Origin of the sequence: Xanthomonas sp. NCPPB 1754 (assembly GCF_041475725.2) — a bacterium.
GTDB lineage: Bacteria > Pseudomonadota > Gammaproteobacteria > Xanthomonadales > Xanthomonadaceae > Xanthomonas > Xanthomonas euvesicatoria.
Genome location: NZ_CM192982.1, coordinates 3293137 through 3316772, shown reverse-complemented (window position 1 = coordinate 3316772; position 23636 = coordinate 3293137). Strand labels below are relative to the sequence as shown.

General features: G+C 65.8%; 18 protein-coding genes. 6 read left to right on the top strand and 12 right to left on the bottom strand.

Going from position 1 to position 23636, the window contains the following annotated elements; translation table 11 throughout:
- Positions 1-112 precede the first annotated feature (112 nt).
- Positions 113-1003 carry a pirin family protein gene (locus tag ACCQ15_RS14490; RefSeq protein ID WP_031425317.1) on the bottom strand — a complete coding sequence of 297 codons (891 nt, stop codon included), beginning with the start codon at positions 1001-1003 and terminating at the stop codon, positions 113-115.
- A gap of 743 nt (positions 1004-1746) precedes the next feature.
- Between ACCQ15_RS14490 and ACCQ15_RS14485 the strand changes: the two genes are divergently transcribed.
- The gene (locus tag ACCQ15_RS14485) at positions 1747-2124 is read left to right on the top strand and encodes a hypothetical protein (protein WP_127166695.1); all 378 of its coding nucleotides are present in this window, start codon (positions 1747-1749) and stop codon (positions 2122-2124) included.
- 73 nt (positions 2125-2197) lie between these two features.
- Here the strand turns inward: ACCQ15_RS14485 and nfi are convergent, their stop codons facing one another.
- Positions 2198-2911 carry a deoxyribonuclease V gene (gene nfi, locus ACCQ15_RS14480; protein ID WP_014090641.1) on the bottom strand — a complete coding sequence of 238 codons (714 nt, stop codon included), beginning with the start codon at positions 2909-2911 and terminating at the stop codon, positions 2198-2200.
- 102 nt (positions 2912-3013) lie between these two features.
- Between nfi and gpmA the strand changes: the two genes are divergently transcribed.
- The 5 genes from gpmA to ACCQ15_RS14455 all read left to right on the top strand — a co-directional run bounded on the left by gpmA (position 3014) and on the right by ACCQ15_RS14455 (position 8406).
- Positions 3014-3763 (top strand): 2,3-diphosphoglycerate-dependent phosphoglycerate mutase, encoded by a 750-nt coding sequence (gene gpmA / locus ACCQ15_RS14475; protein ID WP_008572455.1) that lies wholly within the window; start codon positions 3014-3016, stop codon positions 3761-3763.
- A gap of 146 nt (positions 3764-3909) precedes the next feature.
- Entirely contained in the window at positions 3910-4224 is a 315-nt protein-coding gene (locus ACCQ15_RS14470) for a hypothetical protein (protein WP_029819865.1), read from the top strand.
- 91 nt (positions 4225-4315) lie between these two features.
- The gene (locus ACCQ15_RS14465; RefSeq protein ID WP_506187842.1) at positions 4316-4510 is read left to right on the top strand and encodes a hypothetical protein; all 195 of its coding nucleotides are present in this window, start codon (positions 4316-4318) and stop codon (positions 4508-4510) included.
- Positions 4507-6609, top strand: coding sequence for a M13 family metallopeptidase (locus ACCQ15_RS14460; protein WP_014090639.1), 2103 nt, complete (start codon positions 4507-4509; stop codon positions 6607-6609). Before ACCQ15_RS14465 ends, ACCQ15_RS14460 begins: the two co-directional genes overlap by 4 nt.
- Before the next feature lie 234 nt (positions 6610-6843).
- Positions 6844-8406, top strand: a complete 1563-nt coding sequence (locus ACCQ15_RS14455; protein WP_372380719.1) for a phospholipase D family protein — start codon at positions 6844-6846, stop codon at positions 8404-8406.
- A gap of 291 nt (positions 8407-8697) precedes the next feature.
- On the opposite strand, the gene ACCQ15_RS14450 is transcribed toward ACCQ15_RS14455, so the two are convergent.
- From ACCQ15_RS14450 to ACCQ15_RS14405, 10 genes are all read right to left on the bottom strand, one after another.
- Positions 8698-9825 carry a protein-glutamate methylesterase/protein-glutamine glutaminase gene (locus ACCQ15_RS14450; protein ID WP_218496133.1) on the bottom strand — a complete coding sequence of 376 codons (1128 nt, stop codon included), beginning with the start codon at positions 9823-9825 and terminating at the stop codon, positions 8698-8700.
- Positions 9822-10628, bottom strand: a complete 807-nt coding sequence (locus tag ACCQ15_RS14445; RefSeq protein ID WP_039417054.1) for a CheR family methyltransferase — start codon at positions 10626-10628, stop codon at positions 9822-9824. Before ACCQ15_RS14445 ends, ACCQ15_RS14450 begins: the two co-directional genes overlap by 4 nt.
- Before the next feature lie 4 nt (positions 10629-10632).
- Entirely contained in the window at positions 10633-11916 is a 1284-nt protein-coding gene (locus ACCQ15_RS14440; protein WP_029819860.1) for an EAL domain-containing response regulator, read from the bottom strand.
- A gap of 26 nt (positions 11917-11942) precedes the next feature.
- Positions 11943-12458 (bottom strand): chemotaxis protein CheW, encoded by a 516-nt coding sequence (locus ACCQ15_RS14435; protein WP_372380718.1) that lies wholly within the window; start codon positions 12456-12458, stop codon positions 11943-11945.
- Positions 12459-12468: 10 nt separating this feature from the next.
- Positions 12469-14622 carry a methyl-accepting chemotaxis protein gene (locus ACCQ15_RS14430; RefSeq protein ID WP_372380717.1) on the bottom strand — a complete coding sequence of 718 codons (2154 nt, stop codon included), beginning with the start codon at positions 14620-14622 and terminating at the stop codon, positions 12469-12471.
- Between the two features lie 65 nt (positions 14623-14687).
- Positions 14688-16697: a chemotaxis protein CheA gene (locus ACCQ15_RS14425; RefSeq protein WP_008576106.1), complete on the bottom strand. Its 2010-nt coding sequence runs from the start codon at positions 16695-16697 to the stop codon at positions 14688-14690.
- An 18-nt stretch (positions 16698-16715) separates the two neighbouring features.
- On the bottom strand, positions 16716-17045 hold the full coding sequence (locus ACCQ15_RS14420; RefSeq protein ID WP_003488096.1) for an STAS domain-containing protein: 330 nt from the start codon (positions 17043-17045) through the stop codon (positions 16716-16718).
- Positions 17046-17516: 471 nt separating this feature from the next.
- Complete coding sequence (gene mfd, locus ACCQ15_RS14415) at positions 17517-20981, bottom strand: transcription-repair coupling factor (protein WP_218502128.1); 3465 nt, start codon at positions 20979-20981, stop codon at positions 17517-17519.
- A 644-nt stretch (positions 20982-21625) separates the two neighbouring features.
- On the bottom strand, positions 21626-22168 hold the full coding sequence (locus tag ACCQ15_RS14410) for a GNAT family N-acetyltransferase (RefSeq protein ID WP_003488532.1): 543 nt from the start codon (positions 22166-22168) through the stop codon (positions 21626-21628).
- A gap of 390 nt (positions 22169-22558) precedes the next feature.
- Entirely contained in the window at positions 22559-23467 is a 909-nt protein-coding gene (locus tag ACCQ15_RS14405; RefSeq protein WP_372380716.1) for a 23S rRNA (adenine(2030)-N(6))-methyltransferase RlmJ, read from the bottom strand.
- Positions 23468-23636: the final 169 nt, after the last annotated feature.

Sequence of the window (23636 nt, the reverse complement as noted above, 5' to 3'; positions counted from 1 at the left end):
GAGTCAGCTCAAGTGGTGTCGCACCTGTGCCTGGCATCGCATGTGCAGCGTGGCACTTCCGGTAAGAGACCTGGTGATCGCGCGTGTTGGTCCACCCGCGCAGCGCACGGTTTCAAGGGTAATTAACCGGTTTCGGGGCCGGTGACTCGGGCAGCGGAATGAACTCCTCGTCGTCGCCGGGAATGCTGCCGAAGCGGCCTGCCTGCCAGTCGTCCTTGGCCTGCTCGATGCGTTCCTTGGAACTGGACACGAAGTTCCACCATAGATGACGCGGCCCATCCAGCGGCTCGCCGCCAAGCAGCATCGCCTTGAGCGGGGTCTTGGCGCGCAGGCGGCCGCGGGCGCCGGGCGAGGGCACGATCAGGTGGCGAGCTGGCACGTCGGCACCGTCCAGCTGCGCTTGGCCTTCCAGGATGTACAGGGCGCGCTCGGCGTGCCCGGTGTCCAGATCCAGTTCGGCGTCGGGCGCCAGATCCAGCGCCACATTCAGCGTGCCGCTGAACACCTGTACCGGCGATTCCTCGCCATATGCGCGGCCGGCGATCACGCGCAGCCACACGCCGTCGCGGCGCTGCTGCGGCAGGCTTGCCGCCGCGTGGTGATGGAACGCGGGCGCGGTTTCTTCGGCCGAGCGCGGCAAGGCGATCCAGGTCTGCATACCGTGCAAGGCGTGTTCGCGTGCGCGCTCCGGGCCAGGCGTGCGTTCGGAATGGGCGATGCCGCGGCCGGCGGTCATCCAGTTGACGTCGCCGGGGCGGATCACCTGATCCGAGCCCAGCGTGTCGCGGTGGCCGATTTCGCCGGCCCACAGGAACGTGACCGTGGCCAGGCCGATGTGCGGATGCGGGCGTACATCGATGCCGTGATCGGGCTCCAGCACGGCTGGGCCCATGTGGTCGACGAACACGAACGGGCCGACGCTGCGCGCCTGCAGGGTGGGCACGGCGCGACGCACTTCCAGGCCGCCGATGTCATGGACGCGTGGAGCGATCAGGGTGGTCATGCGCGGTCTCGCGGAGTTGATGACGTGGGCACGAGCTTCGCATGCGCGGTGGCCGGGGCGGGTGCGTGGCGTAAAACGCAGTGTCCGGGTCATGGCGCTTCCTGCGCGTCGGGGGAGCGCGCCATCGGCGCGGCAGCGAGTGCCGCACCGCGAACGCCGTGCGGGCGCGGCACGAGGTAGCAGCTGCCCATCGCGAGACAGCGCCGTTCTTTTGCAGGCAGATGCGGTGCCAACGAGGACATTGTTGGCAGCGAAGACGACGCATCCAGCGCTGCGGTCCGGGATCATGCAGGCCGCACTACTGAAGCTCGGCGCGGGCGCCATTGCCGTGCGCATGTTTCCCATCGGCAAGGCCCGGGGCGCTTGTGGCCGCCATGGCCGGCCTGATCTTGCAACGCAAGCGGCTGTCTCCAGGCCTCGCCACCGCTGTTGCCGCCAGGTATCGGTGGACGAGGTTCTGGCAGCGGCGAAGTTGCAACACGAACGAAGTTGCATGGCGGGAAACGTACCGCCGCATCCTAAATGCAGCGTGCCAGGTCACGTGCGTCATCGCGCCATGAATAATGGCGGCGCTGCACGATCCACGAGCGCTTTGGCCTTCATTGCATGCGTCTCAGGTGACGGATCGGCAACGGTCGCTTGCTGCGCATCGTCTGCGGTGCACACCTGGCGGCAAGTCGCTCGCGCTTTAGCGTTTTACTCGATGCGTTTCAGATTCTCACTCCCAATCCGAGGAATACGTTATGTCCTTATCGATCTCAGGAAGGAAGACAACATCGCTGCTCTTCTTGGTGATGGCAGCGTTGGCGCCCTGCCTTGGTAGTGCGCAGAGCGCCCGGGCCCTCCCCAGTCGCATCATCAGTGCGTCCGCCAATGTCCGCTCGCTGGCATTCCTGATAAATGGAAGCGCGGTCGGCTGCTATGCGGTCTACTCCGGCAGGAGTGTTGCAGGGCCGACGCTCAGCACAGCGACCACCTATCAGGTCGCTGCGTCCTCGTCCTCGTGCAGCGATCAGCCCTATGCAGTGGGCTCTTTGGTGAATTACCGGCCTCCGTCAGACAAGCAAATGATTTTCTTCCGGATCGACGGCTCCGGTCGCATCGTCATCACTTACAACTGATGGGTTGCCCCAGCGCCGTGCCTATGCGGCCGGCGCTGGGGCTGTGGCACGTGGCCGCTGACGCGACGCCTGCTCACAGCAGCTGACCGGAGCAGGCTACCGGTACCGTCACCTCGCCGCGGCGCGAGGCCAGCCGGTCGGCCAGGCGCGTAGGCTCGGGCAGGCGATAGGCGCGCAATGTGCGCAGGGTCCAGTCGAGCGCGCCTTGCATCGACACGCGATGGCCGGGCGAGACAATCAAGGGGTTGCAACGCGGTTTGCTGCGCAGTGCCCAGCCGATCTGCGCACCGCCCAGCAGGATCGGCGTGTGGTCGCCGCGTTCGGGCCCAGGCTCGGCGAAGCTGCCGGCCAGGCGCTGCTTGGCGATGCCGATGCACGGCAGGCCGGTGACCACGCCGAAGTGCGCTGCGATGCCCAGCCTGCGCGGATGCGCGATGCCCTGGCCATCGATGAACACCAGATCCGGCGTACGCGACAGCAGCGCCAGGGCCTGCAGCAATGCGGGCAATTCGCGAAAACTGAGCAGGCCGGGGACATAGGGCATCGAGGTCGGCACGCGCGCGACGTGCGTTTCCAGCGGGAGCAGCGTCTGCGCATCCAGCAACACGGCAGCCGCGCGGGTGATCTGGCCATCGTCTTCGAAACCGACATCGAACCCTGCAAGCAACTGCGGCGTTGCGCTCACCGCGTCATCGAGCACCACGCGCCGTGCCAGTTGCTGCTGCAACTGTCGCGCCTGAATCACGCTGCCGTCCCAACCGGCGAAGACGGGATCGTTGGTCTGCATTGCGAAAGCATCGCGCGCTGCCTGTGGCGATCTCGTGCACGCCTGCGATGCACGCGCTGCCGCTACAATCGCAGGCTGATCGGCCCCAATCGGAGAACCGTAGTGACCCGCAAACTCGTACTGCTGCGCCATGGCCAGAGCCAATGGAATCTGGACAACCGTTTCACCGGCTGGGTGGATGTGGAACTCACCGACCAGGGCCGCCAGGAAGCTGTGGCGGCCGGCAAGCTGATGAAGGACGAAGGGCTGCAGTTCGATGTCGCCCACACCTCGGTGCTCAAGCGCGCCATCCACACGCTGCAGGGCGCATTGAAGGAACTGGACCAGGACTGGTTGCCGGTGTCCAAGAGCTGGCGCCTCAACGAGCGCCACTACGGTGGCCTGCAAGGCCTGGACAAGGCCGAAACCGCGGCCAAGCACGGCGAGGAGCAGGTCAAGATCTGGCGCCGTTCCTACGACATCCCGCCGCCGGCGATGGACGTCAACGACCCGGGCCACCCGTGCCATGACCGGCGCTACGCCACCCTGGACCGCAATGCGCTGCCGGGGACCGAGTCGTTGGCAACCACGCTGGTACGCGTGTTGCCGTATTGGCACGACGCGATTGCGCCGCAGTTGAAGGCCGGGCAGACCGTGCTGGTGACCGCGCACGGTAATTCGCTGCGCGCGCTGTACAAGTACCTCAACGATGTCTCCAACGAGCAGATCCTCGAGCTCAACATCCCCACCGGCATCCCGTTGCTGTTCGAGCTGGACGACAACCTGCAGGTGCGCAGCTTCCGTTACCTGGGCGACCCGGAAGCGGCCAAGCGCGCGGCCGAAGCGGTGGCCAACCAGGGCAAGGCGAAGTAATCGCCGCCGGCGGTTGCAGCGCTGCGTGCGGTGCGCGCAGCGCGCGTTCTTGTGCGCATGAGGCTGCAAGCGGCTACGTGCGGTGATGAATGGAAGCGGTGCGAGAGGGTAATACGCGCTCGGCACCGAGGCGCAGGCGAGACACGATGTCCGGCAAACGGAGAACCCGGCAGATGACTGCCGTTTACTGTCGCGCGTATCTGGTGACGCTCGGCATGCTGGTGGCCGGCGGGGCCGCGTTTGTCGCCTTGGCTGCTGGCGACATCTCAGGCGCGGGGCTGGCGCTGGCACTGCTGATCTGCGCGATGGGGGCGCTGTTGCTGGGGTTTGGCGTGGCTGGGCCGGCGCCACAGATGGAAGCGTGGGCCGATGCGGCGTCGGGGCACGAGGTCGCCCTGGCGCTGATGGTGCTGGCGTATCCGGTGTATCTGGTGATGGCGCCGTTTTACGCGCGGCGTTGAGCGCATGCGATGGCGCGCGTTGCGCCGGCATGCAGGTGGAGTGGAAGCAGTGCGTGGCGGTGCCGATGACGGACGCGCACGTGCTGTACAGATGCAATGGACTTTCATGGCGCACGGCATCGACTTCATGTTGCGGTGCCGCTGCACGGATATGGTCTGGCCGGTTGCAGAGCGACTGACGAAGAGGCGGGCGCCTGCGCTGCGCGGTTCTTCGCCGGCGCTTGCCGACCGGATGTCGACTTTTTTCGATCGCACCTGCGCGGTCATGCCCTGGAGAATTCAATGAAGTTGCGCAAGTTAGCTCCGCTGTCGCTTGCGGTCGCCATCGTGGTCGCGCTGTCTGCGTGCGGCGCCTCCGATGACACCGCCAAGGTGGCGCCTGCCGCGCCGCAGGCGGTATCGACCAAGGTGGATGTGTCCAAGCTCGATGCGCCGATCGTGGCATTCAGCAGCAGCGACCTGGACCCGAGCATCGCTGCGTGTCAGGACCTCAACGGGTTCGTCAACGCCAAGTGGCTCAAGGCCAATCCGGTGCCGTCCGATCGCACCAGCTGGGGCAGCTTTGAGGTGCTGGCCGAGCGCTCGCTGACCATCCAGCACGCGTTGGTGGAGCAACTGGCGCGCGGCAATCTGTCGGCCGGTTCGGTGGATGCCAAGATCGCCGACCTGTGGCGGACCGGCTCGGATGAAGCGGCGATCGACAAAGCGGGCATTACGCCGCTGCAGCCGCAGTTGAAGGACATCGACGCATTGACCGATGCGCCGTCCATCGCCGCCTGGTTGCGCAACAGTTATGCGCAAGGCCAGGGCTTGGTGTTTTCGTTCGGTGCCAATGCCGACTACAAGAATTCCGAGCAGATGATCGCCTACGCAGGGCAGGGTGGTCTGGGCTTGCCCGAAAAGGGCTATTACACCGATCCGGCGCAAGCAAAGATCCGCGAGCAGTACCTGGCCTACATCGCGCGGATGCTGGAGCTGTCGGGTATCCCGGCAGCGCAGGCGGCCACGCAGGCCAAGGCGGTGATGGCGTTCGAGACGCGCCTGGCCAATGCGTCGTTGTCGCGTATCGAACTGCGCGACCCGGCCAAGCGCTACAACCCGGTCGATGTGGCCGGCGCCAACGCCATCACGCCGCACTTCGACTGGAAGGCGTTTTTCGCAGCGCTCAAGGTGCCGGCCGGCACCTTCTCGCTGAGCCAGCCGGGCTATTTCGCCGAGCTCGATGCGATGCTGGCCGATACGCCGATCGCTACCTGGAAGGCGTATCTGCGCTTCCATACGGTGGACGAAGCGGCGCCGTATCTGGCCAAGCCGTTCGAGCAGGCCAATTTCGATTTCTACGCAAAGACCCTGCGCGGCCAGCAGGACATGCTGCCGCGCTGGAAGCGCACCTTGAATGCGGTCAACGAGGCGATGGGCGAGGCCCTGGGCCAGCTGTATGTGCAATCTGCATTCCCGGCCGAATCAAAGGAGCAGATGCAGCAACTGGTGCAAAACCTGTCGGCGGCGCTCAAGGCGCGGCTGGAAAAGCTCGACTGGATGAGCGCGGACACCAAACAGCGCGCACTGGAGAAATGGGCCAGCTTCACTCCCAAGATCGGTTACCCGGACCAGTGGCGCGATTGGTCGGGCCTTCAGACGCGTGGCGACGGCTTTCTTGCCAACATGCAGGCCGCGCAGGCATTCAACTACCGCGACATGCTGGACAAGATCGGCAAGCCGGTCGACAAGCGCGAGTGGCACATGACCCCGCAGACGGTCAATGCGTACTACAACGCCACACGCAACGAGATCGTGTTTCCGGCCGCCATCCTGCAGCCGCCGTTCTTCGACCCCAAGGCCGATCCTGCCTTGAACTACGGTGGCATCGGTGCGGTGATCGGGCACGAAATGATGCACGGCTACGACGATTCCGGCAGCCAGTTCGATGCCAAGGGCAACTTCGATAGCTGGTGGACCGATGCAGACCGCAAGCTGTTCACCGAGCGCACCGACAGGCTGGTGGCACAGTTCGATGGCTATGAAGCGATCAAGGGCGTGCACGTCAAAGGCAAGCTGACGCTGGGCGAGAACATCGGCGATCTGGGCGGCCTGACCGTGGCGTACGATGCCTTGCAAATGGCGTTGCAGGAGCAGCCGGCCGCCAACACGCAGATCGATGGTTATTCGCAGGACCAGCGGTTCTTCATGAATTGGGCCACGGTCTGGCGCCGCAACTTCACCGATGGCGAATTGCGCGTGCGCCTGAACACCGATCCGCACGCACCGGCGAATTTCCGCGCCAACGGTGCGCCGTCGAACATGCCGGCGTTTGCGCAGGCGTTCCAGTGCAAGCCCGGCGATGCGATGGTACGTGGCGACAAGGAGCGGGTGACCATCTGGTAAGCGCCGCGGGCGCGCGCCGGTGCTTCGGCAGCTGGCGCGCCACACCGCTGATGACGCCGTAAACCACCACGTTCGCCCTGTGCAGCACGCGGTGCTGCGAGTACTCGCTCCACGACACTTCCACGACACCCGTCTGTTTTTCGCGGAATTGTCGAGGTTGCTTGTGGCGGCGTCTGCACACCGGCCTGCCCGCGTGGGCTCTACACTGCCGCGCTGCGCATCGCGGAATCGGCAGTGACAAAGCGGAAATTTTTCAAATGGTTCGGCATTGCGCTGCTGGTACTGGTGCTGGCCAGCGCGTTATCGCTGTACGGCTACGGGCGCTTTGCCGACCGCCAACGCGGGCCGGTCAGTCACGTGCTGCCTGCCACGGCGGTGGCGACGCCCATCGACAAGGTGGTGGCGCCACTGCAACAGGCGCACGTCGATCAGACCGGCATGGTGATCCTGCCGGATAACGTCGATGCGTTTGCGGTACGTGCGCTCACCGCGCGTGCGGCCGGGCGCAGCCTGGATCTGCAGTACTACATCTGGCATGCCGATTTCACCGGCAACCTGCTGCATAACGAATTGCTGCGCGCGGCCGATCGCGGCGTACGCGTGCGGTTGTTGCTGGACGACATGAATATCCATGGCAGCGATTCGGTGCTGGCTGCCCTGGATAGCCATCCGCTGATCGAGATTCGCCTGTTCAACCCCACGCGCGCGCGAGAAGGCACCTTGATGCGTGGGGTGGAGATGGTGCTGCGCATGTTCAGCATCAATCGCCGCATGCACAACAAGGCCTGGATTGCCGATGGCCGCATCGCGGTGGTGGGTGGGCGCAACGTGGGCGACGAATATTTCGATGCGGCGCGCGACACCAACTTCATGGATATGGATGCGGCGCTGATGGGGCCGGCGGTGGGCCAGGCCGAGCAGGTGTTCGACGCGTACTGGAACAGCCCCAATGCCTTGCCGCTGTCTGCGCTGGTCACCGCAAAGCCGCAGGCACTGGAGGCCTTGCGTGGCAGCCTGGACGCGGGCATGGCATCGGTGCGCGCGCATCCGTATGTGGAGCGGCTCAAGCGCTCGCCAAGCGTGCGTGAACTGATGCAGGGCGACCGACCGGTGCACTGGGTGTCGCAGGCGCGCATCGTCTCCGACCCGCCGGAAAAAGCCGAAGGTGCGCCGCCGCAAGCCGACTGGATGACGCCGGTGCTGATCGGCGAAATGGCGCACGCACAGCGCGAGCTCAAAGTGATCTCGCCGTATTTCGTGCCGGGCGACGAGGGCATGCGCTGGATCGGCAACCTACGCCAGCGCGATGTGCGCGTGAGCATTCTGACCAACTCGCTGGCGGCCAACGACGTGGTGGCCGTGCACAGCGGCTATGCCGGCTATCGCGTGCCGCTCCTGCAGCAGGGCGTGCGCCTGCATGAGCTCAAGCCGATGGGCAAGCCGGACGGCAGCCTGTTCGGTTCCAGCGGCGCCAGCCTGCATACCAAGGCGTTTGTCGTGGACGACAGCAGCGGTTTCATCGGCTCGTTCAACCTGGACCCGCGTTCGATGAACCTCAATACCGAAATGGGCCTGCTGTTCAACGACCTCCTGGTCACCGCGGAGCTGGAGCGGCTGTACAACCACAAGATCAGTGCGCCGGTGAGTTACCGCGTGACCCTGGAGCAGGGCGAGCTGCGTTGGCACGACGATGCCGCGCAGCCGCCCGAGGTGTGGTCGCGCGAGCCGGCGGCGAGCGTGTGGCGACGTGGCGCAGCAGCGGTAATGGGCTGGTTGCCGCTGGAGTCGCAGCTGTAGCTGGCTGGTTAGCGTGTTGCCCTCATCCGCCCTTCGGGCACCTTCTCCCGCTGGCGGGAGAAGGGAATGTGGCGGTCTTTCATGGACAGGAGAATGCGCGCGTCGATGCGGCGCAGACGCAGTGGCTGCGTTGGAGCAGACGCAATGGCTGCATTGGAGCATGGGCAATGGCTGTGTCCAGCAGGTGCACAGGCTCTGTCCAGCAGGTGCAGTGGGTCTGTCGCGCGGAAGACGCGGTAGACGCGGTGGCTCTGTCAGAGCGTTGAGCGCGTGACGTGGACGTCCGTCGCGTCACTGCAGCTGCGTCACGATCTCGCGCGCCATCGCGCCCAGCGGCAGGATACGGTCTGCGCCGCCGCGCTTGATCGCTTCCTTGGGCATGCCGAACACGATGCTGGTGTGTTCGTCCTGTGCCACCGTGCGTGCGCCGGCCTGGCGCATTTCCAGCAGGCCGGCGGCGCCATCGTCGCCCATGCCGGTCATGATGATGCCCAGCGCATTGCTGCCGGCCGCGCGCGCGGCCGAGCGGAACAGCACATCGACCGACGGGCGATGCCGGTTGACCGGTGGGCCTTCCAGCACTTCGACGAAATACTGCGCGCCACTGCGACGCAGCAGCAGATGTTTGCCGCCCGGTGCGATCAATGCACGGCCCGGCATCACCCGGTCATTGTTGGCGGCTTCCTTGACGGCGATCTGGCACAGGCCGTTCAGGCGCGCGGCGAAGGCAGCGGTGAATTTCTCCGGCATGTGCTGCACGATCACGATGCCGGGGCAGACGCGCGGCAGCGCGGTGAGCACTTCTTCCAGGGCCTGGGTGCCGCCGGTGGAGGTGCCGATGGCGACGATGCGTTCGGTGGTCTGCGCCAGCGCACGTCCGCTTTGTGCCGGCAGGATGATATCGGCGGTGTGCTTGACCTCCGCTTCCAGCGGCGCGGCAGTCACGCGCGCCGCCAGCCGCTTGACGTTGGCGCGCGCTGCGCTGCGCACCGTCGCTACCAGTTCGTCGGCAGAGTCGGTGAGAAATTGTTTCAGACCCAGGCGGGGTTTGGTCACCACCGCCACCGCGCCGGCGGCCAGTGCATCCATGGTGACGCGCGCGCCTTTTTCGGTAAGCGTGGAGCAGATCACCACCGGCGTGGGCCGCTCGCTCATGATCTTGCGCAGAAAGGTGATGCCGTCCATGCGCGGCATTTCCACGTCCAGCACGATCACATCCGGCCAGTGCTGGCGCATTTTTTCGATCGCCAGCAGCGGGTCGGCGGCAGTGGCGATGACCTCGATGCCCGGCGCGTCGTTGAGCACGCCCACCAGCACCTGGCGTACCACTGCCGAATCGTCGACCACCATGGCCTTGATGGTCGTAGGGTTGGCGGCGGGGCGATGGAGCGCTGTGGACACGGTGAATCCTTGGGTCATGCCTTGCGGAAGATCGAGGGTGCCACCTGGACCAGATCGATGTCGAGTTCGCTCAGGCTTTCCGAATGGCCGATGCAGAAGTGCCCGCCCGGCTTGAGGTTGGACAGCACGCGCAGGATCACTTCGCGCTTGGTCTGGCCGTTGAAATAAATCATCACATTGCGCAGGAAGATCGCATCGAAGCTGCCCAGTGCCGGCAACGCGGCATTGAGGTTGGCGTGCACGAACTGCACGCGCTCGCGCAGCCGCCGCTCCACCAGCAAGGTGCCGTCGTACTCGCCCTGGCCACGCAGGCAATAGCGTTTGAGATAGGCCTGCGGGATGCCGTCGATACGTTGCAGCGCGTAATGGCCGGTGCGCGCCTTGGCCAGCACGCGCGTGCTGATGTCGGTGCCCACCACCTCGAACGGGCGGCCCTGCAAGGTGTCGTCCAGCACCATGGCCATGCTGTAGGCCTCTTCGCCGCTGGAACTGGCCGCGCTCCAGCAGCGGAACGGCAGCCCGCCACGGTGTTCGCCGGCCAGCCTGCGCAGCAGCTCGAAATGCTTGGGCTCGCGGAAGAAATAGGTTTCGTTGGTGGTGAGCAGGTCGATCGCAGTCTGGATTTCCCTGCGGTCCTGGCGGCTTTCCAGCAGCTGCAGGTACTGCGTATAGGTGCTGAACTGATGTTCGCGCAGGCGCTTGCCCAGGCGGCCGCACAGCATCGCCTTCTTGCCGGAGGAAATGGTGATGCCGGCCGCTTCGAAGATGAAGCGCTGGAAACGGCCGAACTCCTGTTCGGTGATGGCGGTCGCGGTGCTCATCGGCTCAGGCCACGTCCGCATCGCTGTGGAACGTGCTGTCGCTCAGGCGTGCGATGCGCATGGCGTGTTCGCGCCACCACTCCGACAGCATCGGCCCGGGCATCGGCGAGGCCATCAGATAGCCTTGTGCCAGGTCACAGCCAAGTTCGCGCAGCAGCCGCCAGTCGTCGGGCGTTTCCACGCCTTCGGCCACGGCGGTGAGTTCGAGCCGATGCGCCAGCTCCAGCGTCGATTCGAGCACGGTGCGCTGGCTGCGGCTGCGATGCGCTGCATGCACGAAGCTGCGGTCCAGCTTGAGTTCGGTGAAGGGAATGCTGGCCAGCCGCTGCAGCGAGGAGAAGCCGGTGCCGTAGTCGTCGATGGACAGGCCGAACCCGTGCAGGCGCAAACGCGCCAGCATGCTCAGCGCATTGGCCGGCTCCACGATGGCGCTTTCGGTGAGTTCCAGCACCAGGTCGGCCGGGCTCAGGCCATTCTCGCCCAGCTTGGCGCACAGCTCTTCGAGAAAATGGTCTTCGCCCAAGAGCCGGGGCGAGAGGTTCAAGGCCAGGCTCAGGTCCAAGCCTTCGGCGCGCCAGTCCACCAATTGCGCGATGGCCTTGTCGATGACCTGCTGCGTCAACGCGTGGATCAAGCCTTCGCGTTCGGCCAGCGGAATGAAACGGTCCGGGCCGATCATGTCGCCTTGCGGGCGGCGCCAACGTGCGAGCGCTTCCACGCCACGCAGGCGGCCGTCCTTCAGGTCGAGCTTGGGTTGGTAGGCCACACGGATCTCGCCGCGGCGCATGGCACGGTCCAGCCGCGAGGCGGCGGCACCACCGCTGGACATCAGCGGCGAGATCGCCACCGGCGCGAATGCCGGTGCATCGGCGGCCGGCTCCGGTTCGCAATCCAGCACGGTGGCCAGATCTTGCAGGTTCATCGGCTTTTCGATGCCGCCGAGCACGCGCACGCCGGCACTGCGGCTGAGTTGCATCACTGCATCGATCAAGGCACCGCCGCGTTGCGAGACCACCACCACCGGCACGCTGTATTTGCCGCGCGCCAGGGCGTCGAGCAACTGCACGCCGTCCATGCCCGGCATTTCCAGATCCACCAGCAACAACGATGGCGCCTGGGCGCGCGTCAGCCATTCCAGTGCCGCGTTTCCGTCGACGGCACCGTCGACCACGCTTGCGCCGAGCTGGCGACACAGCGCCATGGCGTGTTCGCGCTGGACCACGCTGTCGTCCACGACCAGGACCGGGCCGGCCAGCGTGCAGTTGCAGGAGAGAAGGGCGGGGCGCATGGGAGTCCTTGAGTGCATGCGTGAGGTCAGGCCGCCAGCTCGGCGGCCGGCAGCTGGGCGAGCGTGTCGTTGCCCAGCACGGCATCGGCATCGAGCAGGATCACGAAGCGCTCGCCGATCTTGCCCATGGCGTGGATGAAGTCGCGCGCGATGCCGGCGCCAAAGCTGGGCGTGTCGACGATGTCGGAAGGCGCGATTTCCAGCACTTCGCTGACCGCATCCACCAGGAGCCCGAGCACCCGATGCAGCTGGCCATGCGCGATCTCCACGATCACGATGCAGCTGCGCTTGGTGATCGCGCTGGCGTTGCGGCCGAAGCGTTGCTGCAGATCCACCACCGGTACCACCGCTCCACGCAGATTGATCACCCCGCGCAGTGCCGGCGGCATCATCGGCACGTCGGTGGGGATGCGGTATTCGATGATTTCCTTGATGCCCAGGATGCCCAGGCCGAACATTTCCCCACCCAGCAAAAACGTGAGGTATTGCTGCGGTGCCGTCGAGGACGGCACTTGGCGGTCGGTTGCAGGAAGCGCTTGCATCGTCGGCTCCTCAGAAGCTGGCGAATTGCGATTCGTCGATCGCATCGGCGGTGGCGGCGACCGCACTGAGCTGGCGCACGTTGGTGCGTCGTGGCTGCGCGCTGCTCACCGTGGCAGGCGCATGCGCGGCGATCCTGCGCGGACCCTGCCTGTTGCTGCCCGACGCGGCGCGGCCGCCATTGCCCAGCCGGAAGAAGCCCATCAGCTGCTGCAGCTGTTCGGCCTGCGCGCTCATCTCTTCCGAGGTGGCGGCCAGTTCTTCGGCATTGGCGGCGGCCGATTGGGTGGTCTGGTTCAATTGCCCCACGGCGGTGTTGATCTGGCTGACACCGGCGGTCTGTTCTTCGGAAGCGGCGGCGATTTCCTGCACCAGGTCGGAGGTGCGGCGGATCGAAGGCACCATCTCGCCGAGCACGCGGCCGGCGCTTTCGGCCAGTTCCACGCTGGAGCCGGCCACTTCGCCGATTTCCTGCGCAGCGATCTGGCTGCGCTCGGCCAGTTTGCGCACTTCGGCGGCGACCACCGCAAAGCCCTTGCCGTGTTCGCCGGCGCGCGCGGCTTCGATGGCGGCATTGAGCGCCAGCAGGTTGGTCTGATACGCGATGTCGTCGATGATGCCGATCTTCTTGGCGATGTCCTTCATCGCCACCACGGTGGCGCGCACGGTGTCGCCACCGTCGGCCGCTTCGCTGGCCGCCTTGGCCGCCATGCTGTCGGTGACGCGCGCGTTTTCGGTGTTCTGCGCGATGGAGGCGGTCATCTGCTCCAGCGAGGCGCTGGTTTCTTCCACGCCGGCCGCCTGTTCGCTGGCGGCCTGGGCCAGCGCCTGCGCGGTGGCGCTGACCTCTTCCGACGCACTGGCCAGGTTTTCGGCGTTACGGTTGACCTCATCGACGATCTCGGTGAGGCGGCTCATGGTGGTGTTGACGTAGCGCTGCATGTCGGCGAAGGCGCCTTCGTAGCGGCCTTCCACGGTGTGGGTGAGGTCGCCTTCGGCCATCGCGCCCATGACCTGGATCACTTCGGAAATGCTGCGAAGGTTGCCGCGCGCGCGCTCCACGGTGTCGTTGATGAAGGCCTTCTTGCCCGGCAGCTGCGCCAGCGGTGCATCGAAATTACCGCGGCCGAATTCGGCCACCACGCCCATCGCCAGCTTCTTGACCGCGATATGCGCGCCCACCATCTGGTTGATGCCCAGCGCCATGCTACGGAAGTCGCCATCGAAGCGGCTGCTGTCGATGACCACGTCGATATCGCCGGCTTCATGTTCGGCCGACATGTGGTTGATCTCGGCGATCAGGCCGGTGAGGTTGCCGCGTACCTGTTCGATGGTGTCGTTGATGAAGCGCTTCTTGCCCGGCAGCAACGGCAGCTGTGCGGTGAAGTTGCCGCGGCCGAATTCGCTGACGCAGGCAATGGCTTGCTTCTTGACCGCGATATGGCTGGCCACCATTGCGTTGATGCCTTCGGCCATGCGACGGAAATCGCCGGTGAAGCGCTGGGTGTCGATGACCACATCGATATCGCCAGCATCGTGCTCGGCCGACATGCGATTGACCTCGGCGACCATGCCGGTGAGGTTGCCGCGGATCTGGTCGACGATCTCGTTGATGAAGGCCTTCTTGGCCGGCAACCGTTCCAGTTCGGCGGAGAAGTTCCCGCGACCGAACTCGGCCACACAGGCCATCGCCTGCTTCTTGACGGCGATATGGCTGGCCACCATGCGGTTGATGCCGTCGCCCATTGCGCGGAAATCGCCTTCGAAGCGCGCCACGTCGATGCGCGCGTCGATCTCGCCGGCATCGTGTTCGCGCGAAACGCGATTGATTTCCTCGTTGACATGGCGGATGCCGCTCTGCACCTTGCGCAGCCCGCGCAGGACATCGCTGGCCTGGTCCTCGCGCACCTGCGGCAGCGCCACATCGAAGTTGCCGCGCGAGAACGCGTCCAGCGTGGTGGTGGCCATCTCCAGCGACGCGCTGGCGATACGGATTGCCCAGACCAGCAAGGCGCCGCTGATCAATGCTGCAACCAGGCTGGTGCCCAGCAAGGCTGCGTGCGAGAGCGCCAGCGCCACGCCGGCGACGACCACGACAACGGGCAGGGCGATTGCAAGCGCGGCGGTGAACCACAACTGCGTAGCGATCGGTAGACGGTGTGACATGACGGTAGCTTCCTGGGGTCAGGTAACGACAAACGACGGTTCGGACGGAGCGATGGCGCGGGCGTTCAGGCCGCCAACGCGTCCTGGTTGGGATGCAACTGCTGAATCAGGCTGGGCACATCCAGAATCAGTGCGACATCGCCGCTTCCCAGAATGCTCGAGCCGCTGATGCCTTTGACCTGCGCGAACACCTTGGACAGCGGCTTGATCACCGTCTGCCATTCGCCGAGCAGGGTGTCCACCACCAGGCCGAAGCGCTGTGCGCCCTGCCGGATCACCACGATGCTTTCGCGCGAGGGCGTCTTGCCGCCCAGCGCGAACAGTTCGCGCAGGCGCACGTAGGGCAACACGCTGCCGCGCAGGTCGATGTAGTCGCTGGCGTAGTCGGGGGTGAACTCCACGCACTCTTCGACCACGTCCAGCGGCACCACGAAGACCGATTTGCCCACGCCGACCTGGAAACCGTTGATGATGGCCAGCGTCAGCGGCAGGCGCACCGAGATGGTGGTGCCCACGCCGGCGGCGCTGTCGATCTCGACCGTGCCGCGCAGTGCGGTGATGTTGCGCTTGACCACGTCCATGCCCACGCCGCGCCCGGACAGATTGGTGACCTTTTCCGCCGTGGAGAAACCCGGTTCGAAGATCATCGCGAAGACGTCGCGGTCGCTGAGTTGGCGGCCTGGTTCGATCAGGCCACGTTCGAGCGCCTTGGCCAGGATGCGGTCGCGGTTCAAGCCGCCACCGTCGTCGGTGATCTGGATGACGATGCTGCCGGAGTCGTGATATGCGTTGAGCCCGACGGTGCCGCGCGCAGGCTTGCCGCGCGCCACGCGCACGTCTGCCGGCTCGATCCCGTGGTCCATCGCGTTGCGCACCAGATGGGTGAGCGGGTCGCCGATCTTTTCCACCACCGACTTGTCCAGTTCGGTGTCTTCGCCTGCCACCACCAGCGCGATGTCCTTGCCCAGTTCGCGCGCCACGTCGTGCACCACGCGCTGGAAGCGGCTGAAGGTGCCGCCGATCTTGACCATGCGCAGCTGCAACGCGCTTTCGCGCACGTCTTCGACCAGGCCAGCCAGGATCGAGGCCGATTCAAGCAACTGCGCATCGCCGGTGCGTTGCGCATTGGCACTCGTGCTGGACACGGCGATGATGAGTTCGCCGACCAGATCGATCATGCGATCGAGCTTGTCGGCATCCACGCGGATGGAACGCGCGTCGGCGCTGCGCGCGGCAGCGTCCGGCGCGGCACGGCCTGGGGCCGAAGCGGCGCTGGGTACTGCAGCAAGCGGCTTGTTCGGCGTGGGGCTGGCTGCCGCTTCGGCGCTGAGCAATTCAGCGGCGTCGGATGGCGCCGGAACCGACACGATCTCCAGATCGCAATCTTCGCGGACGAATTCGAACACCTCTTCGATGGCCGCGCGGTCGGCATCGCTGCGCAGCAGGATCTGGAAGCCCAGGTAGTTGGCTTCCGGATCGAGGTCGTCGAATGCCGGCAGCTGGCTGATATCGGTGGTGATCGATTCGACCGAGCCCAGGCTGCGCAGGTTGCGAATCAGCTTGAGCGGCGAATTGCCGAAGCGCAGTGCGTCGGCGAACAGTTTCAGGGTGATCCGCCAGTAACCACTCTGCTTTTCCGGTGCGCCTTGCGCAACCGCGGCTGCAGTGACGCCGCAGGCGCTGCGTTGCAGATACGTCTGCAATTGCGCCAGCAGCGGTTCGGCTTCGGCGGCCAGTGCGACCGGGTCGGCGTGGCTCGGGTCTGCGGCGGTTTCCACCAAGGCATGGATATGGTCGCAGCACACCAGCAACAGCCCGATCAGTTCCGAGCTCAAGCTCAGCGCTTCGTCGCGTACCAGATCCAGCACGCTCTCCACCACATGGGTGAAGCCGACCAGCTGCGGCAGGTCGAACAGGCCGCCGGAGCCCTTGATGGTGTGCGCGGCGCGGAAGATGGCATTGACCGCATCCGGCGACGGTTCGCCGCGCTCGGCTTCGAGCAGATGACGTTCCATGTCTTCGAGCAGGTCCCGGCTCTCGGCCAGGAAGGTCTGCATCAGCTGGTTCATGTCCATGCGCGCGTCACCAGTCCGTTAGTGAATTCGTTCGCCCAGGCCTGCAACCGCATGCGGGTACAGGGCCTCGAGCAGGCCGAGCAGCTCGATGACATCGACCACCGCACGGCTGGAATCGGTCAGCGAAAACGGCCGGCCATCGGCCTGGATCGCCTGCTTGGTGGCCAGCAACAATTGCAGGCCGGTGGTATCGATCTCGCTGACGGCGGCCAGGTCCAGATGCAATCCACCCGGATGCAGCAAGGCCGGCTGCAGCAACGGCTTGAGCTCGGCCGCGCGACGAATGGTCATCTCGCCCTCCAGGGCAAGGGTCAGCGGCGCGGGTAGATCGGACAGTGGCGTGTTCATTGGTGCCTCAAGCGGTGCGATGGCGCACGGGTGCGTACCATGGCCTGGGAAGGTCGCAACGGCCTGGACGGGTGTGAGCAGCGCTGCACACGGGCCATGCCGGTCTATGCAGGTATCGGCGCCTTTTGGAAATATTTAGGCAAAATTCAGCGCAATGACGGATTTGCGAAGCCCGTCACCGCCTGTGGATTAATTGCTCAGCTTTGTCGGAAGCAGGCTCAGGGGGACTGTTCGAGCCTGTCCCGTCGGACAGTTCGCCCCGTTCCGGCACGGCGTTGCAGGTGACGCCCCGGCTTGCGCGCGCGTGAAGCACCGGCGGGCGCTTTTATCCAAACCGGATGCGCGGCGCGCGTGCTGCGGTAGTCATGACGGGCAAATGCGACCAGGCGGTGGATTGCCCGCCTGCCTGGTCGCGTTTTATACGTGGTGATCGTGCTCGGTGCGGTCGCCGCTTGCCGGCGCCGCAGCGCTTCAGCCCGGTGACAATGCCGCCAACAGGCCGCGTGCCGCATTGAAACGGTCGGCGCCTTCGGGCATCGGCAGTTTGATGCGCAACTTGTCCGGGCCATCCATCGTGTAGATCTTCGGCTGTTTCTGGATCATCTGGATGATGGTCATCGGGTCGATCGCCGGCTTGGCCTCGAACACCAGCCGCCCGCCGTTTTCGCCCAGGTCCAGCTTGCGCACGCCCAGCGCATTGGCCTGCAGCTTGAGCTCGGCGATGGCGAACAGATGCTTGACCGGGTCCGGCAGCAAGCCGAAGCGGTCGATCATCTCCACCTGCAGTTCGCGCAGCGCATCGGGGTCGCGTGCGCTGGAAATGCGCTTGTACAAGGTCAGGCGCGTGTGCACGTCGGGCAGATAATCCTCGGGAATCAGCGAGGCCACGTGCAGTTCGACGTCGGCACCGCGCACTTCTTCGCCGGCATCCAGGTCGGGCAGCTTGCCCTGGCGGATGCTGCGCACTGCGCGCTCGAGCAGTTCGGTGTAGAGGCTGAAACCGACTTCGGCCATCTGGCCGCTCTGGTCTTCGCCCAGCAATTCGCCGGCGCCGCGGATTTCCAGGTCGTGCGTGGCCAGGGTGAAGCCGGCGCCGAGCTCGTCCATCGAGGCAATCGCTTCCAGGCGCTTTTCTGCATCTGAGGTCATCGAGCGGCGATCCGGCACCACCAGGTACGCGTAGGCGCGGTGATGCGAGCGACCCACGCGGCCGCGCAACTGGTGCAACTGCGCCAGGCCAAAGCGGTCGGCGCGGTTGATGATGATGGTGTTGGCATTGGGAATGTCGATGCCCGATTCGATGATCGTGGTCGACAGCAACACGTTGAAGCGCTGCTTCTGGAAATCCAGCATCACCCGTTCCAGCTCGCGCTCGGGCATCTGCCCATGCGCGATACCGATGCGCGCTTCCGGCACCAGTTCCGACAGATCGCGCTGCATGCGCACGATGCTTTCCACATCGTTATGCAGGAAATACAGCTGACCACCGCGACTGAGTTCGCGCTGGAAGGCTTCGCGCAGCAGCGTGTTGTCCCAGGCAGTAATGAAGGTCTGCACCGCCAGGCGGTTCGGCGGCGGGGTGGCGATGATCGACAGATCGCGCAGGCCGGCCATGGCCATGTTGAGCGTGCGCGGGATGGGCGTGGCGGTGAGCGTGAGCAGATGCACATTGGCACGCATCGCCTTGAGCGCTTCTTTTTGCCGCACGCCGAAGCGTTGTTCTTCGTCGACGACCACCAGGCCGAGATCCTTGAACTTCACATCCGGCTGCAACAAGCGGTGCGTGCCGATGATCACGTCGATCTCGCCGCTGGCGACCTTTTCCAGTTCGGCCTTGATTTCCTTGGTGCTCTTGAAGCGCGACAGCACTTCCACCTTCATCGGGTAATCGGCGAAGCGGTCGCGGAAATTGCGGTAGTGCTGTTCGGCCAGCAATGTGGTGGGCACCAGCACGGCGACCTGTTTGCCGGCGCTGGCGGCGGCAAACGCCGCACGCACCGCAACCTCGGTCTTGCCGAAGCCCACGTCGCCGCACACCACGCGGTCCATCGGTTGGCTGCTGCCCAGATCGCGCAGCGTCGCATCGATGGCGGCCAACTGGTCGCCGGTTTCCTCGAACGGAAATCCGGCCGCGAACGGCTCATACATTGCGCGGTCCACCTGCAACGCCAGGCCGGCGCGTGCACGGCGACGTGCCTGGATCTCCAGCAGTTCGGCGGCCACGTCGCGCACCTTCTCGGCAGCCTTGCGCTTGGCACGGGTCCACTGCTCGCCGCCCAACGAATGCAGCGGCGCGGTCTCGGCCGAGGCGCCGGAATAACGGCTGATCAGGTGCAACTGCGCCACCGGCACATAGAGCCGGTCGCCCTTGGCGTATTCGATCTCCAGGAACTCGCCGGGCATGCCGCCGGCATCGAGCACGATCAGCCCGCGGTAACGGCCCACGCCGTGATCCTCGTGCACAATCGGCGCGCCTTCGGACAGTTCGCCCAGGTCGCGGATGATCGCTTCCGGCTCGCGTCCGACCCGACGCGTGCGGCGCGGCTGATTGGCCCGCTCCGGGAACAGCTGGCGCTCGGTCAGCAGCGCAATCTGCGGTTGATCCAGCGCAAAGCCGTCCTCCAGCGGCGCCACGGTGATGGCAAAACGCAGCGTGCCCGCCAGGAACGCCGGCACATCGGCGACCAGCTCCGGTTTCAACTGCGCGGCGGCCAGCACTTCCATCAAGGCTTCGCGGCGGCCGGCCGAATCGGCAGCGATCAGCACGCGGCCCGGATAATGGCTCAGGAACGTCGCCAGCGCCTGGCCGGCCGGCGCGTCCTTTGCGGCCACCGGCAGCGGCGGCAACGGTTGGTCGCCGAGCGGGGCGGCCTCATCGATGCGCGCATGATCGCTGGCCCATACTTCGATACGCGCCAGCTTGTTGAGCCGCTCGCGCAGTGCATCCGGCGATTGGTATAGCTCGTCCGGCGGCAGCAGCGGGCGCTCCACATCGTGGCGGCGCTGTTCGTAGCGGTTCTGCGCCTGGGCCCAGAAGGCGTCGGCGGCGTTGGACACGCCGGTGGCGATCACCGGCAGCACGCGCTTGTCCAGGTAATCGAACAGTGTTGCGGTCTTGGCGAAGAACATCGGCAGGTAATACTCGATGCCCGATGGCGCCAGCCCGGATTTCAGGTCCTGGTACAGCGCGCTGCGCCGGGTATCCACGTCGAAGCGTTCGCGCAGGCAGGCCAGCACGCGCTCCACGCTGGCATCGTCCATCGGCACTTCGCGGCCCGGCAGCATCTTGACCGCGTCCACCTTGTCCAGCGAGCGCTGCGATTCCGGGTCGAACACGCGGATCGAATCGATGTCCTCATCCAGCAGCTCGACGCGCAATGGCGTGTCCGCGCCCATCGGAAACACGTCCAGCAGGCCCCCGCGCACCGCGAAATCGCCCGGGTCCATCACCTGCGGCACATTGCGGTAGCCGGCGCTTTCCAGGCGGCGCTTTTCCGCATCCAGATCCAGCCGCTGGCCAACGGTGAGATCGAAGCTGCCGCCGACGATGTAGCTCAGCGGCGCCAGCTGCTGCAGCAAGGTCTGCACCGGCACGATCACCACGCCGCGGGTCAGGCCGGGCAGGCGGTGCAGGGCGGCCAGCCGCTGGCTGATGATTTCCGGATGCGGGCTGAACTGGTCGTAGGGCAGGGTTTCCCAATCGGGAAACGGCACCACCGGCAGCGCCGCCTGTTCGCCGAGCAAGGCGTGCAGATCGGCTTCGATCTGGTGCGCGCTCTGGTTATCGCGTGCGATGACCAGCAACGGACCGGCATGCGCTTCGGCTGCCCGCGCAATCGACCAGGCCAGCGCAGTCGGAGAGGACGGAGCGCGCCAGTAGGCGCGGAGCTGGCCGGACTTGGGCAGCGGCGGGGAGGGGAAGGTAGTCGACGGCATCAGCCGGCGATTTTATCAGAGCCCCCGCTGCGGCCGGTCCATCTGGTGTGAAAGCTGGTGGTGGGCCACCCGCCCGGATGTGCACTGCGGGTCATGGGGTTGGGTACGCGGGTGCAAGTCATGCGCACGCTCGCGAGGCAAAGACCCCACTCGGTCGAGTGCGCGCGACCCTTACCGCTTGCGGGACACGCCATGAATCTGTATCTGCAGGCTCGGTGGCGGCATCCATGCCGCCACACGGTCCCGCAAGCGGCGAGGACACCACAGCAGACGGTTTTACGTGGCGCCTGGGTATGAGCCAGACACAGCGCTCCCGTCCGCACGGCAACACTCTCGACGGTTGTGGCAGCTTTCAATGGCGAAACGTCGGGCTGTCTACCTTCGGGAAGCGGCGTGCGCGGATGAAGCGTGGCACCCATGCCACCCCAGGATCCTGCAAGCGGCGAGGGGAAGGATCCGTAAGTGGCCTTAGGTGTCAGCCAGTGTGCCGATCCTTTCGGGGTCTTGCAGCTTACCGTCGAGAACATCAGGCCGCCGCGCAACAGTGGCTCTCCGTGATGAAGCAAGACCCAAGCCCCGATCACGCAAAGCAGCCGCGATCTGCTTTTACGAATCCCAAATCCCGTATCCCGTATCCCGGCCCCTCAAGCATCCAGCTCCAACACCATCCGTACCAGTTCCGGCGACTCCGGATGCGCCTGCGGCTTGAAGCCCAGCGATTCTGCCAACTGCAGCATCGGCACATTGCTTTGCAGCACATCGCCGAATAGGCAGTCCAGGTACTTGCGCCGTGCCCACTTGACCAGCTTGCGCATCAGCTGCCGTCCCAGCCCCTGGCCGGCGACGAAGCTGCTGACCAGGATGGTGTATTCGGCCTGGCGGGTGCCCGGTACCAGTGCGGCGCGCGCGACCGCGCCGACCAGCGCTTCGCCGGGCGGCAGTTGCTCGGCAGCCACCAGCACGATCTCGCTCTTGGGGTTGGGATGGGTCAGGCGCTGCACCATCTCCGGGGTGATTTCGGTGGAGGAGCGCACAAAGCGCGCGCGAATTTCCTCCGGTCCCAACAGGCTGAAGGCTCCCTGCAGCGGCGGACCATCCTCGGGACGGATCGGGCGAAGCAGAAGGGTGCGGCCATTGGGCAGGCTGAAGTTTTCATGCCAGGGAGGCATGCGATTGCGAATGGCCATGACCGGTGTTCCTTAAAGATCGGAAGATTCTGGCACCAGCCCGGCGCGCAACCGTGAATGAATCCGGTGTGCCGCCGGGGGCCGACAGGAGGTGGCAGTGCTTCTCACACAACTGTAACGAGCGGAGCCGTGAGCCGGTCGTGAGCGTGATGGGGCGCGCACTGTGGCAGCCGAGTGGACGCCGCGGGGCCGCCGGAAGGCATTGGTCGCCTGGCCCGGCCTTGCTGGGACATGGGCATCCGGCGCAGCGCCCGTTTGTTTACGCTGCGCTGGAGGTGCTCGCGGCACCTGCCGCGTTGCCGATGCGGTGCGCGTGGCGCGGGCCATTGCAGCGGTGCAACGACGCCGCCGGGCTACCCACCGTGATGGTAGGCAAACGCGCCTGCCGGCTCAGCCGTCCTGGCGCAGCCACTCCAGCCGGGTCGAGGCGCCGGGCTCGCCCAGATGCTGCTTGAGCACTGGCAACGCCGGCGCCAGCATCTGGTCGAACTGCCAGGGCGCGTTGACGATCAGCAGCCCGCTGCCGGTCAGGCGCAGCGGCGAGTCGTCCGGGCGCACCTGCAGCTCGGCGACCAGCACCGACTTGGCCGGCAACGCGGCGGCCTTGCGCATGAACGGCTGCAGGCTGCGGCGCAGCTTGATCGGGTACCACACCATGCAGATCGCCTGCGGCCAGCGCGCCAACGCTTCGCGCACGCTATGGATGATCTGCGGGTATTCGGCGTCCTGCGATTCGTAGGGCGGGTCGATCAACACCAGCCCACGGCCGATCTTGGTTTCGCCAGCCCGTGGCGGCAGGAAGGCGCGGATGGCCGCGTAGCCGTCGCCGGCGTGCACGCGTACCCGGCTGTCCCTGGCGAACAGGGCCTTGAGCGCCTCGGCTTCGTCGGGCTGCAGTTCGCAACATGCCATGCGGTCGTGCTCGCGCAGTGCTTGCGCAGCCAGCAGCGGCGAGCCGGGGTAGTGGTTGAGCTGGATGCCGGCGGTCGGGCGGGTGGGCTTCTGGCCGGGCGTGGCGGGGCGGGCGACGGCTTGGTTGTCGGCCTGTACCGCGCGCAGATAGCGCTCGACCACCTCGGGCAAGCTGGCCTCTGCCATCAGCCGCATCACGCCGGCATTGGCCTCGTTGGTCTTGCGGCTCTCTTCGCCCCCGAGTTGGTAGCGGCCGCGCCCGGCATGCGTGTCGAGCACGAAGAACGGGGTGTCCTTGCGCTTGAGGGTGTCGATCAGGGCAAGCAGGGCGATGTGCTTGAGCACGTCGGCATGGTTGCCGGCATGGAAGGCGTGGCGATAGTTCATCGCGGCAGTGTAGAGGCTGCGGCGCGATTTGTTGCCGCCCATTGCGGGCGACGCAGCGCAAGCGCACGGTGGCGACATCCAGAGGCCGCGCGATGCCGCGAGCAATGCGGCGTGTGCGCCCGTCGTGCCACGCCATGGGGGATCACCTCGACCTGTAGGCCGTGCCCGC